At 57.9% G+C, this 15,690-nt stretch carries 16 protein-coding genes and 1 pseudogene (1 of these 17 only partly in view); 6 read left to right on the top strand and 11 right to left on the bottom strand.

All coding sequences use genetic code 11. From position 1 onward, the window contains the following. The 3 genes and pseudogenes from A6W98_RS03860 to A6W98_RS20120 form a co-directional block, all read right to left on the bottom strand. A protein-coding gene (locus A6W98_RS03860; RefSeq protein ID WP_247904416.1) for a methyl-accepting chemotaxis protein crosses the window boundary here: on the bottom strand, positions 1 to 292 show its start. The gene continues 1,541 nt to the left of window position 1, outside the view; 292 of the gene's 1,833 nt are visible here — the first part of the coding sequence; it begins with the start codon at positions 290 to 292; the stop codon falls past the left edge of the window. Positions 293 to 316: 24 nt separating this feature from the next. After that, positions 317 to 895: a hypothetical protein gene (locus A6W98_RS03855; RefSeq protein WP_063490873.1), complete on the bottom strand. Its 579-nt coding sequence runs from the start codon at positions 893 to 895 to the stop codon at positions 317 to 319. A gap of 566 nt (positions 896 to 1,461) precedes the next feature. Next, positions 1,462 to 2,468: pseudogene (locus A6W98_RS20120) on the bottom strand (IS5 family transposase). A 79-nt stretch (positions 2,469 to 2,547) separates the two neighbouring features. Between A6W98_RS20120 and A6W98_RS22270 the strand changes: the two are divergent. Continuing rightward, positions 2,548 to 2,712: a hypothetical protein gene (locus tag A6W98_RS22270; protein WP_155734711.1), complete on the top strand. Its 165-nt coding sequence runs from the start codon at positions 2,548 to 2,550 to the stop codon at positions 2,710 to 2,712. 151 nt (positions 2,713 to 2,863) lie between these two features. Here A6W98_RS22270 and A6W98_RS03845 read toward each other — a convergent pair whose 3' ends face one another. The 5 genes from A6W98_RS03845 to A6W98_RS03825 form a co-directional block, all read right to left on the bottom strand. Then, positions 2,864 to 3,967, bottom strand: coding sequence for a flagellar basal body P-ring protein FlgI (locus A6W98_RS03845; protein ID WP_042458140.1), 1,104 nt, complete (start codon positions 3,965 to 3,967; stop codon positions 2,864 to 2,866). Next, positions 3,964 to 4,974 carry a flagellin gene (locus tag A6W98_RS03840; protein ID WP_042458138.1) on the bottom strand — a complete coding sequence of 337 codons (1,011 nt, stop codon included), beginning with the start codon at positions 4,972 to 4,974 and terminating at the stop codon, positions 3,964 to 3,966. Before A6W98_RS03840 ends, A6W98_RS03845 begins: the two co-directional genes overlap by 4 nt. A 3-nt stretch (positions 4,975 to 4,977) precedes the next feature. Further along, entirely contained in the window at positions 4,978 to 6,447 is a 1,470-nt protein-coding gene (gene flgK, locus A6W98_RS03835; RefSeq protein ID WP_042458136.1) for a flagellar hook-associated protein FlgK, read from the bottom strand. A gap of 32 nt (positions 6,448 to 6,479) precedes the next feature. After that, entirely contained in the window at positions 6,480 to 7,793 is a 1,314-nt protein-coding gene (locus tag A6W98_RS03830) for a flagellar hook protein FlgE (protein ID WP_042458133.1), read from the bottom strand. Between the two features lie 85 nt (positions 7,794 to 7,878). Continuing rightward, a complete protein-coding gene (locus A6W98_RS03825) occupies positions 7,879 to 8,751 on the bottom strand; it encodes a flagellar motor protein MotB (protein WP_042458131.1) in 873 nt (290 codons plus the stop codon). 527 nt (positions 8,752 to 9,278) lie between these two features. Here A6W98_RS03825 and A6W98_RS03820 point away from each other — a divergent pair. The 5 genes from A6W98_RS03820 to A6W98_RS03800 all read left to right on the top strand — a co-directional run bounded on the left by A6W98_RS03820 (position 9,279) and on the right by A6W98_RS03800 (position 13,100). Beyond that, positions 9,279 to 10,010 (top strand): TIGR04255 family protein, encoded by a 732-nt coding sequence (locus tag A6W98_RS03820; RefSeq protein WP_063490871.1) that lies wholly within the window; start codon positions 9,279 to 9,281, stop codon positions 10,008 to 10,010. Then, positions 10,007 to 10,585: a hypothetical protein gene (locus A6W98_RS03815; RefSeq protein ID WP_042458127.1), complete on the top strand. Its 579-nt coding sequence runs from the start codon at positions 10,007 to 10,009 to the stop codon at positions 10,583 to 10,585. The genes A6W98_RS03820 and A6W98_RS03815 overlap by 4 nt, the downstream gene beginning before the upstream one ends. Positions 10,586 to 10,703: 118 nt before the next feature. After that, positions 10,704 to 11,063 (top strand): hypothetical protein, encoded by a 360-nt coding sequence (locus A6W98_RS03810; protein ID WP_155734710.1) that lies wholly within the window; start codon positions 10,704 to 10,706, stop codon positions 11,061 to 11,063. 304 nt (positions 11,064 to 11,367) lie between these two features. Next, positions 11,368 to 12,027: a hypothetical protein gene (locus A6W98_RS03805; RefSeq protein WP_042458122.1), complete on the top strand. Its 660-nt coding sequence runs from the start codon at positions 11,368 to 11,370 to the stop codon at positions 12,025 to 12,027. Then, positions 12,024 to 13,100, top strand: coding sequence for a helix-turn-helix domain-containing protein (locus A6W98_RS03800; RefSeq protein WP_247904415.1), 1,077 nt, complete (start codon positions 12,024 to 12,026; stop codon positions 13,098 to 13,100). The genes A6W98_RS03805 and A6W98_RS03800 overlap by 4 nt, the downstream gene beginning before the upstream one ends. 383 nt (positions 13,101 to 13,483) lie before the next feature. On the opposite strand, the gene A6W98_RS20795 is transcribed toward A6W98_RS03800, so the two are convergent. From A6W98_RS20795 to A6W98_RS20115, 3 genes are read right to left on the bottom strand one after another with little or no spacing between them, the layout of a single operon-like run. Beyond that, positions 13,484 to 14,185 (bottom strand): hypothetical protein, encoded by a 702-nt coding sequence (locus A6W98_RS20795; RefSeq protein WP_155734709.1) that lies wholly within the window; start codon positions 14,183 to 14,185, stop codon positions 13,484 to 13,486. Beyond that, a complete protein-coding gene (locus tag A6W98_RS20790; RefSeq protein WP_155734708.1) occupies positions 14,170 to 14,646 on the bottom strand; it encodes a hypothetical protein in 477 nt (158 codons plus the stop codon). The genes A6W98_RS20795 and A6W98_RS20790 overlap by 16 nt, the downstream gene beginning before the upstream one ends. Before the next feature lies 1 nt (position 14,647). Continuing rightward, positions 14,648 to 15,502 (bottom strand): ParA family protein, encoded by an 855-nt coding sequence (locus A6W98_RS20115; protein ID WP_072071642.1) that lies wholly within the window; start codon positions 15,500 to 15,502, stop codon positions 14,648 to 14,650. Between the last annotated feature and the right edge of the window lie 188 nt (positions 15,503 to 15,690).

The raw sequence follows: 15,690 nt of genomic DNA, 5'->3' as shown, positions 1-15,690 counted from the left end.
CCACCAGGACCAGTTCCTCGCCCGCCCCATCAATATATTGCGCCATCTCGGCCTCGATCTCGGCCTCGTTGCGAAATGCGATATGACCGCCGAGAGCTTCGGAACTGGCCTGAGTCACCTGCGTCATCAGCCGGTCGACCGACCGGTCCACGAGTTGCAGGGTCGAACGTACCGACAAGGTGATGAGGAGCGCCGCGACGATAGCAATTGTCAGGGCAATCAAACCGGCGATCCGGACGAAAACCGACGAACCGAGAGACTTCGTACGGGTGCTGGGGGAAGTGGCTTGCACCTTCATTCTCCTTCGAAAGGCGGATCAGAGGAACTCTTCCGCATCGACCGCGACAGTCATCGCGCCGATGGGTCTTCCGGATGCCGGGTCGACAAGCGTGAAAGAGATCTGTGCCTGATATTTCATGCTCGACTCGTCGAATTCGACCTCACCGAAATGCATGCCATCCGGGCCGACACCGAACGTCTTCTGGTATTTGGCCTCGTCGCCCTGCCAGTAGTCGGATGGAACGCTCGATGTCGCCACATTCAGACCGCGGGCATCCATCACGATGATCTCTGTCACCGCCCCTTCCAGAGCCATCAGCTGCTCACGCAAAAAATCCGACACCGGATTGCGGGTTACAGATTCGATCAATGGCTCCGAAACGGCGCCGATTTCGGCGACCCATTGCCTGTCGAGCCGGTCGATATCGTCCTGTGTCATGTCGGCAGTCCGCGCATTCTGTGCGGCAACCGCATCGAGGATCTGCGGAGCACCGGACCAAGACGTGACGGAGGCCTCGTAGAAGGCCCGCATCTGGGAATCGAACTCACCGGCCTGGACGGCGCAGGCATAGCCTCCGCCCAAGAGCACAAGACACACGACACGAAGTGCGAGCATGGGAAACCTCATCGATGGAGACATCGGCCACGGCCGGAAGCCCCTGGCGGCACCTTACGCAGCGTTACCCCAAAATCGCTGAGCGTTTCTTAAACGACCTCGTTTCGCATAACCGATTTCCAGCTGCGACGCCGGAGCGGCCCGACCATCCATCTTTTCGCTTCCGGCGCACCGAAGCCCCCCGATTTGAGCACCGGACGTTTTCCGTAACATCCTGATGCATAACCGAAACGGGCCCCGTCTTCCCCGATCGAGACAGCGCGGCACATGGCGGGCCAGCTTGCAGCGGCCGCTCGCAGTATTTCCTCTGCACAGGATTAGCTGCCTAAAATTCGACCGAAACGGGTTGCCTCCGCTACGTCCTTTTTGCGGCCACAGCCCACGGAACGAGCAAATAGATGGGAGCCCGGGAGAAACTGAGCTATTCTTGAAAAAATCCGATAAAAATTTACAAAATTTTGACCTGCGGCCTGCCTCGGCGTTGTTGCGAAAATTTGCATATGGGCTGCAGGGACTCTGTTACACAAAAGAGCTGATGGCGGTGGTTTCCCTTTCCGCGGACAGACCTATCCCACGGCCTCTGTGACAGGGATGCCGAGCGCGGTGTAGCGGTTCAGAACGGCGATACGGACCTGAAGCTCGGCGACCTGTCGGTCGAAGTCCCGTGCCATGAGGCGCTGTCCCAGCAGTTTCACACAGTGCATCTTCGTCTCGACACGGCTTCGGCGGTGGTATCCGCTCCATCGTCGCCAGAGGGCACGACCGAGGTATTTCGATGCCCGCAGTGCTTCGTTTCGAGCGACCGCGCCGGCGGTGACTGTCTTCCACGGTTTGGCGTTCTTGCGGGGCGGAATGACAGCGTGGGCGCCGCGGTCAGCAATGGCATCGTGGCATTTGCGGGTGTCTCAGGCACCGTCGGCGGTGACGCTGCCGATCTGCTCGTGCGCCGGGATCTGTTTGAGCAGGTCGGCTAACACCGGCGCATCGCCGATGTGGCTACCTGTGATCTCCACGGCCCGAACCTCCAGCGTTTCCTCATCAATCCCCAGATGGATCTTGCGCCAGACGCGCCGTTTCGGGCCGCCATGCTTGCGGGCGTGCCACTCGCCTTCACCCTCGACCTTGATGCCATTCGGCATTGTCCTCGGACCAATGGCGGTCAATGCCTCATTGTCGAACAGCAGGTGCAGCGGCCCCTTGAACCCGCGATACGGTATGTTCACAGTCAGGGTCTTCTGGCGGCGGGACAGGGTGCTGAAGTCAGGCGCCGTCCAGTCGAGGCCAACCAGCTGCAGCAGGCTCTCGACGAAGCCGGTCGTCTGCCTGAGCGCCATGCCGAATAGCACCTTCATCGAAAGGCATGTCTGAATGGCAGCATCGCTGTAGGTCTGCTGGCGGCCACGCCTGCCTGTCGGAGCGGCATCCCAGCTCATCTCGGGGGCGAACCAGATCGTCAGCGAGCCCCGGCGCTTGAGCGGGTGCGCCGGTGGGCTCGGACCAATGGCGCCCTCACCGGCTTACTGTAGGCTGGCCAGTTCCTGGTCCTGTAGGTCGGGGATGTGGGTCTGCTCATGCATCCCAGCTACCGCACTGGATTCAAAAGGTGAATCCCTCACAGGATTTGTGCAACAGAGCCACAAGGAGCAGGAAACATGAATGCCCAGAACGGAGATGTGCAGCAGACACGACCTAACGCGAAGCTCATACGCCTGCTGGTCGGCACCATGCTGGATCGAGCTACTGGAACGCCATTGGTCCGAGAGACAATGGCAGGGATCATGCTGAAGTATTTGCTGCGCAAGACTGGACGACATTGACCAGGCAACGAGAGGCTGCGCTCCGGGTGATAAAGAACCATGACGTCTCACCGGGCCGGGCCTGCAGACTGAGGAACCGATAGCGTGAAGGTCATGCCCCGCCCAATAAAAGTAGGACACCCACCAGGTAGCGGGAGCGACCTGAGAACCTTCAGCGAACTAGAAAATCAGCGTGCAGCGCACCGGCGGCCTTGATGCTTTTCAGAATGTCAATCATATCGCGCGGCGAAACCCCGAGTGCATTGAGACCGGCCACAACTTCGGAAAGCGAGGTACCCTCGTTGATCTCGGCAAGGCCGGTCCCCGGCTCTTCTTCAATCGCGGCCCGTGTTCGCGGAACGACCACCGTCTGACCCTGCGCAAAGGGATTCGGCTGTATAACGAGAGGTTCTTCCTGAACCCGCAGTGTCAGATTGCCCTGAGACACCGCCACCCGCGAAATTCGCACATCTTCGCCCATCACAATCGTACCCGACCTCTGATCGACCACGACTCTGGCCTTCTGCTGAGGCTCGACCATAATACCTTCGATCCGTTGAAGCGCATGCGCAGGCGACGGCGCGCGAGTAGCAGCGATGTCCAGCATGACAGTGCCGGAATCGAGCATGCGTGCGACCCCGCGGCCGTAATCGTTGTTGATCGCCGCCTCGATCCGCCCCGCAGTGGTAAAGTCGGGATTACGCAGCGCCAAACGAAGCCGCCGAAGCGATGAGAAGTCGAAATCGATCTCGCGCTCGACCCGTGCGCCGGAGGGGATAACACCGGATGTGGGAACACCTTCCACGACCCTTGCCCCGTCACCCTCTGCCGACGCGCCTCCGGCAATCACCGTTCCCTGTGAGACGGCGTAAATCTGTCCATCGGCGGCGTTGAGCGGCGTCATGACAAGCGTTCCGCCCAGCAGGCTTTTTGCGTCGCCAATCGCCGAGACGGTCACGTCAATCTGGGAACCCGACCGCGCAAAAGGCGGCAAGCTGGCCGTCACCAGAACGGCTGCAACATTCTTGGGACGGAATTGCTCTCCGGTAACGTTGACACCGAGCCGCTCGAGAATGTTGGACATGATCTCTTCGGTGAAGGGCGCGTTCCGGATGCCGTCACCGGTCCCGTTAAGGCCGACGACCAGGCCGTATCCGACGAGATCGTTGCCGCGGACGCCGTCGAACTCCACCAGATCCTTGATGCGGATCGGGGCTGCGAATGCCGGAAATGCGACAAGCAAAACGGCGAGAAGGAGGGTCAGACGACGGATCATGGCATATAGTTCGTGAAGCTAAGGCGCGCCAGGCGCGCGGTGACCTTGTAGAGCGTTTCGATCTGTGCCTCGACAGCATCCATCTCTGTTACGGTTTCATAGGGATCCACGCCGAGGACACCCTCGCGGGCGAGCACCAGCATCGTCCGGTTCGCGCCGTTCTCGGTCTCGATCGTTTCGATCTTTTCCTGGCGCACCCCTAGCAACGCTTGTAGCTCGGTGATCGAGCTACGGGCAGTGAGAAGCCCCTCGCCTGCGGATTCGGCCAGCAGAGACCGAAGTACCGGATTCCCCGACAAGACCGTCTCATCGGCCAGCAACGCCCCGGTGGCCAGTGATTTCAAGACATCGCGAACCGCCGGATCCAGCGCGGTGATATCGATACGGACGGTTTCCGTCTCGCTGAGGCGAACCGGTCCGACCGAGGCCGTCGATCCCTGATAGGCAACAGTGTCGAAACCACCGGGTGTGTTGAACCAGTCGTCGATGGCGGTCTCGATATCGGTGACACTCGTCAAACCGCTGACCGTCGTACCCAAAGCAGAGAGGATCGTATCGGCGCTGGCGAGCGCTGGAGAATCGGTGGCCTCGCCCGCGAACAGGCTCCGGCCGGCGAAGCGGGTGTTCAGCGCCGCGACGACCTGACGGAACTGTTCTTCAGCCTCCTGCCCCGCCGCGGCAATCATGTTTCCATGCTGTCCCGACGACCCATTGATCAGGCTCGAACCGATTTCCTTCGCGGTATCGCTGACCACTCCGAGCGCGGCCTGCATCACCTGGGCGGTCGATTTGGTCTCGGATGTCGCAAGGTCATAAGCATCGAGCAGCGTAAGGCTGCGGTCGATGGCCCCAAGCGGGCGGAAATCGCCCCGTACACGGGCGGCCGGATCGGCGGTGACCCCGCTGACGAGCTCTTCCGTAAGGCGCGTAAACTGTGCCTTGACTTCGGCATTGCGGATGCGAAGTCCAAGTCCCTGAGCAAGATCTCCCATGGAAATTAAAGACATGACCTAGATCTCCAGCAACATGTTAATCAGCTCGTCGATCGTCTTCATCACTTTCGCGTTGGCGGCATAGGCCTCCTCGAACAGCATCAGCATCTGCAACTCGTAATCGGTATCGACACCCTCGGCGAGTTCGGCCTCGCTGAGAGCCGAAGCGCGGGCAGAGCTGAAACTGGACTGCTCGATTGCAGTCTGCGACCGAACCGAAATTCCGGAGACCACTTCGGAAGCGAGATCAGCCATGGTGAAGGCTTGAGTGGTATAGGATCCCGAACTCGGAGCCCGACTGGCGGTCAAGGCGTCGCCCATGGAATTGAGAAGGCTCGCATCTCCGACCGGGCCGGACGCCCCCGCCATAAGCCCGCTGCGAAGGCGCCAAAGCGCACCGCCTTGATCCGGGTCGGCAAGGAGGTTCACCCCGATCCGGGTGGACAGCCCGGTTTCGGCGTCAGGATCGGAGACGAGATCGAAAGCCGCCCCGAAATTAGTGAACAGTCCCGCGTCGCCTGCTCCAAGCGAGGCATCGACTGCCGGATCCTGGAATCGCTCAATCAGGTCGCGGGCAAGCGCGTCGAGATCGGTCTGCGCGTCGACCGCAGCGATGTCACGTTGCCCGAAAAGGGCTTCGAGACTGCCTCCCCCCATCGCAGCATATGTGCCCGAAACCCGAACCGGTCTGCCATTCATGGTCAGACCGCTCAGCGCACCGCCTTCGACCGTCATCTCTGGAACGATCACCCCGGCACTGACGAATTCGAACTCCGCCGGCGGACCGTCGATCAGCGCGGCACCGTTTTCGGTGTAGAGGGCGACCATGCCGTTGTCGCGCGCGATCTCGCGGACCGGAACGATCCCCGCGATCTTGTCGATCAGGATCTGACGCTGATCGACAAGGGCACTGGCATCGTTGTTATAGGAACGCTGCTTGCGGATTTCGGTGTTGAGTTCCGCGACCTGCTGAAGCGTCTCGTTGAGGGTCCGGACATTCGAGACAATGCCCGCTTCGGCATCCATCCGCGACTGCTGGATGTCATCTGCCGCCTCATTGATCCGCCCGACCAAGGTCTGCGTGGTCGCCAGAACATCGGCAAGCCGCGCATCACTGTCGGGTCGGCTGGCTGCCGCGACCAGAGCCGATTCGAAGGCGGAAATGGCGCCGGAAATCGAGTCGGCACTATCCGATATCCCGAAGGCCGCCTCGAGTTTCGACAGACCGTCGGCGCGCGTTTCGGCCTCGGCCGAAGCCGCATCGGCAAGGCGCCGGTCGGCGATCAACTGATGGTTCACATCGCGTCTTACGCCGACCACCTGCACACCGCTGCCCGAAGTGGACACGGTGTTGGGCGTCGTTTCCAGAACGCGCCGTCCGTAGCCTTCGGTCAGCGCGTTGGACACGTTCGACGAAACGACCTGGGCACCGCGGGAAGCGGCATTGAGGCCGGATAGGGCGTTGGCCAGGCTGGCGCTCAGGCTCATATGTCACCTCCTCTTCCCGCTGCCGGGACGGATTACCTTTTGATATTGGTGGTTTCCTGAAGCATCTCGTCGACGGTCTGGATGACCTTCGCGTTCGACGAATAGGCCCTTTGGGTCTGGATCAGTTCGGTGAGTTCCCCGGCCACATCCGTTGCCGATTCTTCGAGCGCGAAGCTCACGACATCGCCGGTCGGCCCGTCGCCGGCATCCCACATGAAGAACGAGCCGCTGGTATCCGACGGGCTGTAGCACTGGTTGTCATGGGCATAGAGACCGTTCGGGTTCGACACATCGACAATCGGCACCTGGTAGAGGGTACGGGTGATCCCGGTGTCGAAGTTTGCCCTGACGAAGCCGTTCGAGTCGATCTCGATCGAGGTCATGTTGCCGACCGGGAAGCCGTTCTTGGAGATGGTGGTCGGGCCGTAGCTGTCCGAGAGCTGGGTCATGACCGACCGGCTGTGCTGGGCACCGATATTGATCGACATCGTGTCCGAGTTGGGGCCGACCTGCACCGTCAGAATCCCGGTCGCCGAATCCCAGGCGCCGCCCGAATTGGTCGCGACGCTTTCCAGCGTCCCTCCATATTGCTGGGTGTCGGAGAAGACGAGATCGTAATCTCCGACGACCGCCCCGGTCGACGAGTCGGTCAACGTCATGTTCCAGCTGTTCGACAGGCCCGCGACCGATGTGTCGGGAGTATAGGAGATCTCGATGCTCTGCGACGTCCCGAGATTGTCGAAATACTCGACCGACAAGGTCAGCGGATTACCGGTGGCCGAGGCGGAATCGTAGGCCGTCTCGGTGGCGGGCAGGTTGACGCCGATCGTCATTTCGGTCGTCGGTTCGGTCGCGAACTGGTTGGTCTGGATCTGGATCGGCACCAGATCGTCGGTGGTATCGCGCGAATAGGACGGGATCGATCCATCTGCATCCGCGGGCCAGCCCATCAGCACGAGGCCGGTCTTGGTCTTCAGAAAGCCGTCTTCATCGGTCCGGAACGATCCGGTGGTGGTCATGTACATGGTGTAGTTGCCGACATTCGAGATGAGCTCGGATTCGGTCATCACCGGCAGGAAACCGCGGCCGCGAACGGCAAGGTCGGTGGCATTCGCGGTGGTCAGCAGCGCGCCGGGCTGGTCGATCAACCGCGTGGTCGTGGGACGGACACCGCCGGCGGAATAGGTCCCCCGCGACGAGTTGATGACCATCGAATGGAAATCGGCCTCGGCCGACTTGTAGCCGTAGGTCGAGGAGTTCGCGATATTGTCGGAAATCGTCGCCAGGCGGGTGGCGTTTGCCGCGAGACCGGCCACGCTTGCGTTGAGCGAGGAAGAAATCGTCATATGGGGGCGCCTCTTTGCTGCTGTTCCCGTTGCACCAGAGGTAAGGCCTTTGTCTTTAACGCGGCCCTAACATTCAAAATTTTCGCTAGTTTCTCAGATCGGACCTCAGGAGCGTCAGTTCGAGCCGGTTGTTGCGGACCGCCATCGGCCGCGAGATCGCGGGTTTGCGGTCGGCATATCCGGTGACCCGCTCGATCCGCGCAGGCGCCACGCCGATATCCTCAAGCATCTTGCGGGCGATCTGGGCATGAAGGGTGGAAATGTCCCAGACCGGATTGTCGACCAGAACGACGGGCCGGGCGCTGACATGACCGGCCACCGACACCTTGTTGCGCACGATGGAAAAGGCGGCCCCGATCACCTCCATCAACTCGTCGAGAACCTCGGTCGGGCGGTCGCGATCGTCGAAAAGCGGCACGCCCTCGATATCGAACAGCTCGATAACGAGGCCCTCATCGGTGAGCCGGGTCACGATATGGCGCATCATCTGCTCGCTCAGGAGCGTCTCGCCGCTCTTGCCATTGAGCATCTCCGCGACTTGCTCGAGCGCCTGGATCTCGGCCTCGGCATTGGCCGACGCCCCGCCCTCATCGTCCTTCTGCACCTGCGGACCGCTGCCGATTTCGCCCTTGGCCTGACGGTCGGGCGAGGGGCTGGGCCGGGTCGCGCCGGTACCCTGCTGGACAAGCGTATCCTCCGAAAAGATCGAATCGCCGCCGAACGCGCCTTCTCCTCCGCCGGACACGCGGTTCACCGGAATCGTCGGATTGAAGTAATCCGCGATCCCCTTGCGTTGCTTTTCTGTCGTCGCGTTCAGCAGCCACATCAGCAGAAAGAAGGCCATCATGGCCGTCACGAAGTCGGCATAGGCAACTTTCCAGGCACCACCATGGTGCCCGTCGCCTCCGACAACCTTCTTCCGTTTGATGATGACTGGCGCGTTGGTTCCAACGGCCATAGCACCACCTCGATTCACCCACCCCCAGCTTTAGAGCGCGGACATGAACAGGGGATTAATCCGGAAAAGTGGCATAAATCGGGTAAAAGGCCGCACGTCCTGGCGCCGACCGAAACAGATGCCATGCGGCTCGTGCAACGGCAAAGGACGCTCGTGGACGCCGTCCTGAAAGGTGGTGCCTGGGGGCGGCAACCTAAATAACTGATTCAAAATTATTAATGCAGGTTGTGGGGGATTTTTGGGTGACGCAGAAGGGCCGCGCCCATGTGTGAGGAACCCACACCGATCCGCTGACAACGGCTACGCACAGGGGGTGGTGCCCAGATCCTGATCCAGATGTGCAAGTCGTGCGCACCGCGCTTTTCGCAGGATGATTCGGGGAGGAAGGGACTCTACTGGAGCGAGACCGAGGCAAGCCATTGAGCGGGAATCGTTTTATCCTGTTGAATCAGAATGAACTTTTCGATTCAATGGCAAGAACTTAGGAGATTTTCTGAGGCTGCGAACCGAGCCGCCGGGAGGGCTGATTGCGCTACAAAAAGGCGCCTATCTTGGAGGCGGTGCTCCAGTTCAGCTGGTCGCCTTCGAAGTCGCTAGACGAACTGGAGGCGGTGCTTTCGTCCCCTGCCTTTGAGGATTTTGAAGAACCGAAGTCGAGGTTCCAGATCGACGCTACGGTCAATGTCGATGAAGGTGCGTTTTCGCACCGTCAGCGGCGGGTCGGCTTTGAGATCGCTCTTCGGAACGGTTCTGAGATAGTCTTTTTGGAAGAACAACGGCTCGTCTTCGTACAACGAGCGCCCTATGACCGTTGGGAGCATTTCTCTCAGCGCGCATTAGCATTGCTCTCCCCAACCGTCTCAGCCTTGAGGGTCGACGAATTTTCGCGGGTGGGCCTGCGGTTTGTTAACCGCATCGACATTCCCAAGCCGTCAATCAACACCGACGAGTATGTGACGGTCAGTTTCGACGGTCCTCGTCATGATCGTGGGGTCATAGAGGAATTCCAGATGAGGGTGGTGAAACCCACCGAGAAGGAAGGGATTCACTACGCTCTTGTCCTTGCGACGACGGCATCTCCGCTACCCGGTCACTCCAGCATTTTGCTGGATATTGACGTCTTTACGCGCCGACCAGTGCCCGCCGACGACGAAAAATTGATGCGCACGCTAGGTGAAATTCGGAACGAGAAGAATGAGATATTTGAGGAGTGCCTCACCGATGAGGCGCGAGCGCTGTTTGGAGGAGTGGAAGAATGACCTACGTCGACATGGGAGTTTCCCCCAGAGGACCACTGGTTTCTGGGCGCGCCTTTGACCGAATCAATGAGTTCTTCGGGCTGCTCGGGCAGAGAGGCGGGGCCGAACAGATTGAGGCTCAAGAATCCCTGGCTTCCTCCCATCTGAGTCTGCTGGAACAACGACTTCGGTACGTCCAACACAAGATCTCCGAGATTTCAATGCACTTGCCGAAGGGTTTTACCGCTGGGTTGAACCGGCAGTTCGCGAACCTGATGGACGAGGATGCGTGGGAAAACGAAGACGAACTAGTCAGCCCAAATGCGCTGGCGACCTTCATTCTAGTGCTACTCAGCACCAAGACGAGTCGACGGCCGGGCATAGGTACCAATGGTCGGGGCTCAATCACCGCATCTTGGACCGAAGGTGATAATCGACTCACAATCGAATGCCTGCCAACCAAGCGGGTCAGCTTGGTATTGTCGCGTGGATGTGACAACGGAGAAATCGAGCGTGCCGCCTTCGACCCGATGCGCCCAGAGCGTGTGAGCGATGTTCTAGCACCTTTCCATCCCGAGGTTTGGTTTGACGGCTGACGGCGACGATCTTCCAGGCCCCAGCCGGGTGGTTCGCTACGTGCCATATGGCAGGATGCGCAAGGACGAGGATGATAATTTCCTTGGCCCGTATCCTTCGGCTTTCGAAGAGCGTGCGGTGGATGACTACCTCTCCGTGACTTGGTGCGAGTACTTCGTCGGTTCGGACGACGAGCAGCTTCGGTGTTCCGTTGAGGCAATCCGGAGCAGCAACATGGATGTCAGACCAAAGGCGTGCTTCTGCTTAGCAAATACAACCGATGTACTTGCGGCCATAGACGACGCGGGCAGCAACGGTCGAGCTGTGTACCATCCTGAAGGGGACAACGACGCGCACGCAGGCATCTATGGTATCGCCCCGGAGGAAGCTAAGTTGCTTGCACGCCTCGCTGACGAGGTGTGGTGCGCTTTTCTCACCAAGGACACTGCCAACGCGCTCCCTGAGAGCGGATGCGCAAAATCGAACGATGTCGAATAGCGAAGTGGTACATCAAGAGGGAAAACTAAGACTATATTATGTAACGGATATTCAAATTTGCGGGGTATTTATGAGGGATTCGCGGTTGGGGCGCAACCATGTCTGTTTCCCCCACCCAACCGCTGCCACTGGCTCCGCACCGAGGACGGCGCCGAGTTCCTGATTCTTATATGTTGCGGCGCGGCAGCAGGCGGCCCGTGCGACTGCAGCTGCGATGTGCCTCAGCGCGCATAACCCGGAAGGTTGCTCTTGCGTTTAATATTTCCCCCCTCTAATGTGAGGGTAAATATTAAACGATGCAGGCATGGCAGCTTTCAACACCGCGATCACAGACAACCCACACGACGCCGAAGTGCGTCTCGCCGACTTTGGTCTGACACCAATGCAAATTCTCACCATTCGAGACTCTGCCCGTGCAGCCGCAGACGATGCAAGCCCGCTCATGCCCCTGAACGCTCCGGGCACACTGGCCTACATCCGTGGGGTGGAAGCCCTACGTGCTCAGTTGCTGGATGGTGAATGGGTGATAGACCGTACCCTTGGCGTCGAAGCAGTGATCAATCGCGAACTTGGAATCCGCATCGGTTACCAGAACGTCGACAAGGCATGCGATCTTGTTTTCAAGCCGATACCGCGTTCGGTGAAAGGTCCTGCCTCTGAAAAGATGTGCAGCTTTCCCCTCTTTGACTACTACGGAATGACTCTCGAAACCGACCATGACAGGGTTCCCCGCGATGATGTAAAAGACCCCCACGGCGATCAGGTAACGACGTACTTTGTAATGGTGGGTGAAGACGGAAGCGTCGAGCTGTCCAGCCCCATCATTGCTAATCGGAGGTACTCGGACTTCCGGGAACGCATCTTTGTGGATCGCCTAGACGAAGACTGGGAAGACCGGATTGAACCTGATAGCGAGCCCCTCGACGACTTTGACGTGCCGGTAAGCATTAAAGACAAGACATGATGTTCAGCGCAGAAAGACTTAGGATGGCCCGCTTTAGGCGGAAGCTGTCCGGGAAGGGACTCGCAGAAGCTGCGGGCCTCACTCCTGTTACTGTGTCTAAGGCAGAGAACGGGCACCAGCCCGACGAAGCCACGGTGCAGAAACTCGCGGACGCGTTAGACTACCCCGTCGACTTCTTTTTCATGGAAGCCCCGGAAACCCTCGAAACGAAAGCAGTCTCATTCCGGAGTCTCAAGAAGATGAGCGCCGCAGAGCGCAACGCGTCCTTGGCGGCGGGGTCGATTGGGATCGCTTTCTATGACTGGATCGAACAACACTTCAACCTGCCAGCACCGGACCTGATCGACCTGAGCAAGGAACGTGACCGGCCTGAGGTCGCCGCACGTCTTTTGCGCCAACATTGGGGGCTTGGTGATCGCCCGATAGGGAGCCTACTCAAACTCTACGAATCGAAGGGTGTCAGGGTTCTTTCCTTGTCGGAGAATACACCAAACGTTGACGCCTACTCATTCTGGCATGCGGAACGCCCCTACATGTTCCTGAACCAGCGCAAGACGGCGGAGCGCTCGAACTTCGACTCCGCGCACGAACTGGGGCATCTTGTTCTTCACTTCCACGCAGCGCGGCAGTCGGCGCAGATAGATGATGCTGAAAAGCAGGCGGACCAGTTTGCGTCTGCCTTCTTGATGCCGGAAGCTGACGTAAAGAGCCTTTTGGGACACGTCTACAGCGTTTCGCAGATCATCAAGGCCAAGCACCGCTGGAAGGTGTCCGCTATGGCTTTGGCGACACGGCTGCACGGCCTAGGGATGCTGAGCGATTGGAACTACCGATCGATCATAATCGAACTTGGGCAGCGAGGATACAGGAAGGGCGAACCTGTAGGTGTGGAGCGTGAGACGTCCACGGTTCTACGAAAGGTTTTGGCGGCGCTCTGGAAGAATGGGATCACTCGGTCTGAAATTGCGCAGAAACTGAACCTCCCTTGGGAAGAGGTCGAAACGCTAATTTTCGATTTGGCAGGGCACATGCCATCGCGCCCAGAGGCCCCCTCGCTGCGCTTGGTGAGATAACAGACTAGCCGCGCCAGACCCATTCTGGCGTGGCCTCAACATTCTGGTGGTGTCGGGTTTCAACCGCCACGAGCCTCAACGCCCCCTGTGAAAGTCATGAGGCTAACCATACGACCAGCCCGAAGTGGACGACGGCTTCACCCTTCCGTCTTACCTGGCGACCCTTGGTACGGGCGGAAAGCGGTCGTTCGTTGCAGGCGCGTAGGCACCCCGGCCGTCTCCAGGAAGCGGACATCCAGCCGGGAACCCGGGCCGGACCCGCTTGATGGACAAAGAGCGGACAGCGGCCATTCTCAACGGGCGCCCTTAATGCGCAATTTCACCAAAGGAGTAATCAAAAAGTAAACTAACCTTCGTCACCTCAAGCCCAACTAAACGCAGTTTCATAGGTCAAGCTCTACTGCTGGTTGCTTATCCTTAAATCTATATATTAAATCTGTCTTGATTGCCTCAGGCAAGGAAATCCAGTTTCCTTGGAAGCAGCTGATGTTGATATCGTTGATGTTTTCAGCCGTGTCATGGAAGACTTCCACGGCCGACCCAACGGTATCTATATCTTCGACCAATTCCTCGGGGACGGTAGCGGATGTTATCGAGTGAAGTGCAGTCCCGTGGGCAACGCCCGAGAGAATGACGTAGCAATCTTCATTCCGGCGACTTTTGTGCGACGTTAGTGTCTTGAAACGATTCTCGAACTCAGGATAGAAGTCTTTAAGGTATTTCTTGTTCACTCCAGGGAGATTCGGTTGATTCCTGAAACTCTTCACTCCGCGCCACTCCACGGGATGATCTTTATAATAGAGAAACTGTAGGCTTAATTCGTAGTGCGCGCGAAGAGAGAGGATGGCCGGTCGAACCAGGCCAATCGCCAAAAGAGACACTGCTTCTACAGCCGTGCCATATGCCCCTTTCAACAACAGATCGCAGTGCCTGTTATCGCTGTCTTCAAGATGCAATGCAGCCCAAGTTAGGGACAAAGTCATATGACGTTTGCATTCGTCGGCCAGAGGAGCATTCGTGCTGACTTGGCCCGAAACCGTTTCAGCAAAAGCTTCATACTGTTGTTGAGTCACCGTAGCTTCCAATCAGAGCCTTTTCCCTCGTAACGCTCATGCCTGATCTTCATTGCTGCATGGTAGATCTCAGATTCAGAAAAGCGCTCTGACATTCTTTTCAGCCAGACTTGAAGACCTCTCCGGGAATCAAAGCTCGGAACCTGCGAAGGTTCTCGCGCGCCGTTCTGGGAAATACTTTCCGTGAGTGCATCCACAAACTGCTGGACAGTCAGCCGAAGCTCTCCCTTCCTGATTCGATCAAGTTCTCTATAAAGACCTTCGGAATTGACATCATAACTTGATCGCTCACGGGAGCTCTCCAATATCAACGATATGGAATTCTCTACCTCATCCTCGATATCCCGGATTATGTCTATAAATGTAGTTGGATCGGTATCGCTTACCAGATCATGAAGTGATCTGATGTCTCTTTCGCTGAGGCGGGCCATCGCAATTGCAGAAAGTGCTCTGCCAACACCCTTTTGTGCCATTCTAATTACCCCAAACTCGGTTTGAGATCTCCGATACAATCTTTCCAATTTCCGTCTTTAGAACTCCCGAATAGGGCCCCCCTCGATCAGTAGCAAAACCTGTGTAGCTCGGGTCAGCCGTAAGGTGTTTACTTTGAACCAGGCGATTTACGAGGACCTTGGGGCCAAATTTCTCATGTGCTCTTAGCTCTACTTCTACCGGGGATGCTGGGTCGTGACGCTGCACCCCATTTATCAGGATCATATGATCTGGCGACAATCCAAGATGGTCAAATAGTTGGTCCACCAAGCCAACACCGAGAACCGAAAATTTGTCCAACTTCACCGGAGATAGAACGCTTGTGGAGTTCTCAAGTGCGCACTTCGTTACGAACGAGCTGCTCGGGTTGCAATCGAGGACAATTAGGTCGTAGTCCTTTCGAGCTTGGGAAATGAACCGCTTGAAGTAGCTTCCTGCACTCTTCAGCTGGCTGGCGCTGTCAATCATCGAGTATTTTACCAGCTCGAATGACCCAGCCAGCAGATCGATCCGTGCCTTTTTCCCTTTCCCAATTCCCCTCAGCACAGTAGCAACATCTGCGGCCTTAGGTGGCGGCTGATCTGACTTCTTTACCTTGAAGAAATCTTGCGACGGCAGCGGCTCGAAGCACGACATAACCGTATTGCCCTCTTCAATCACCTCATCATACTTCGACTGCGTAATTACCGATTGTGTGAGGTTGTATTGAGCGTCTAAATCTACCAGAAGAACCTTCTTCTGTAGTCGTTGATATAGAACGCGCATCACATGAGCAGACGTGGTAGTCTTGCCGACACCACCTTTCATGTTCAGAATCGATATTACCGGAGCCAACATCGTCAAGAGCCTTTTTTCGCCTTGCTCTCTACATACATCCAACCGAGGTCAATTGAACACCAGAAACTCGCGTTTGCGGCCTGACACCGCGCCTATGCCGGTCAACGCCACCCATGTTAGTCGAGCGAAAGAGCGTATGGCTACATCTGCAAAGGCTTGCAGGTGATGCGAAGACCGTGCGTCCACGA

Origin of the sequence: Rhodovulum sulfidophilum DSM 1374, from assembly GCF_001633165.1 — a bacterium.
GTDB classification, from domain to species: domain Bacteria; phylum Pseudomonadota; class Alphaproteobacteria; order Rhodobacterales; family Rhodobacteraceae; genus Rhodovulum; species Rhodovulum sulfidophilum.
This window is presented reverse-complemented; position numbering and strand designations above follow the sequence as displayed.

Coding starts and splice junctions, on each gene's coding strand:
- A6W98_RS03855 (WP_063490873.1), bottom strand. CDS start 895: ATGCTCGCACTTCGTGTCGTGTGTCTTGTGCTCTTGGGCGGAGGCTAT.
- A6W98_RS22270 (WP_155734711.1), top strand. CDS start 2,548: ATGAATGCCCAGAACGGAGATGTGCAGCAGACACGACCTAACGCGAAG.
- A6W98_RS03845 (WP_042458140.1), bottom strand. CDS start 3,967: ATGATCCGTCGTCTGACCCTCCTTCTCGCCGTTTTGCTTGTCGCATTT.
- A6W98_RS03840 (WP_042458138.1), bottom strand. CDS start 4,974: ATGTCTTTAATTTCCATGGGAGATCTTGCTCAGGGACTTGGACTTCGC.
- flgK (WP_042458136.1), bottom strand. CDS start 6,447: ATGAGCCTGAGCGCCAGCCTGGCCAACGCCCTATCCGGCCTCAATGCC.
- A6W98_RS03830 (WP_042458133.1), bottom strand. CDS start 7,793: ATGACGATTTCTTCCTCGCTCAACGCAAGCGTGGCCGGTCTCGCGGCA.
- A6W98_RS03825 (WP_042458131.1), bottom strand. CDS start 8,751: ATGGCCGTTGGAACCAACGCGCCAGTCATCATCAAACGGAAGAAGGTT.
- A6W98_RS03815 (WP_042458127.1), top strand. CDS start 10,007: ATGACCTACGTCGACATGGGAGTTTCCCCCAGAGGACCACTGGTTTCT.
- A6W98_RS03805 (WP_042458122.1), top strand. CDS start 11,368: ATGGCAGCTTTCAACACCGCGATCACAGACAACCCACACGACGCCGAA.
- A6W98_RS03800 (WP_247904415.1), top strand. CDS start 12,024: ATGATGTTCAGCGCAGAAAGACTTAGGATGGCCCGCTTTAGGCGGAAG.
- A6W98_RS20790 (WP_155734708.1), bottom strand. CDS start 14,646: ATGGCACAAAAGGGTGTTGGCAGAGCACTTTCTGCAATTGCGATGGCC.
- A6W98_RS20115 (WP_072071642.1), bottom strand. CDS start 15,502: ATGTTGGCTCCGGTAATATCGATTCTGAACATGAAAGGTGGTGTCGGC.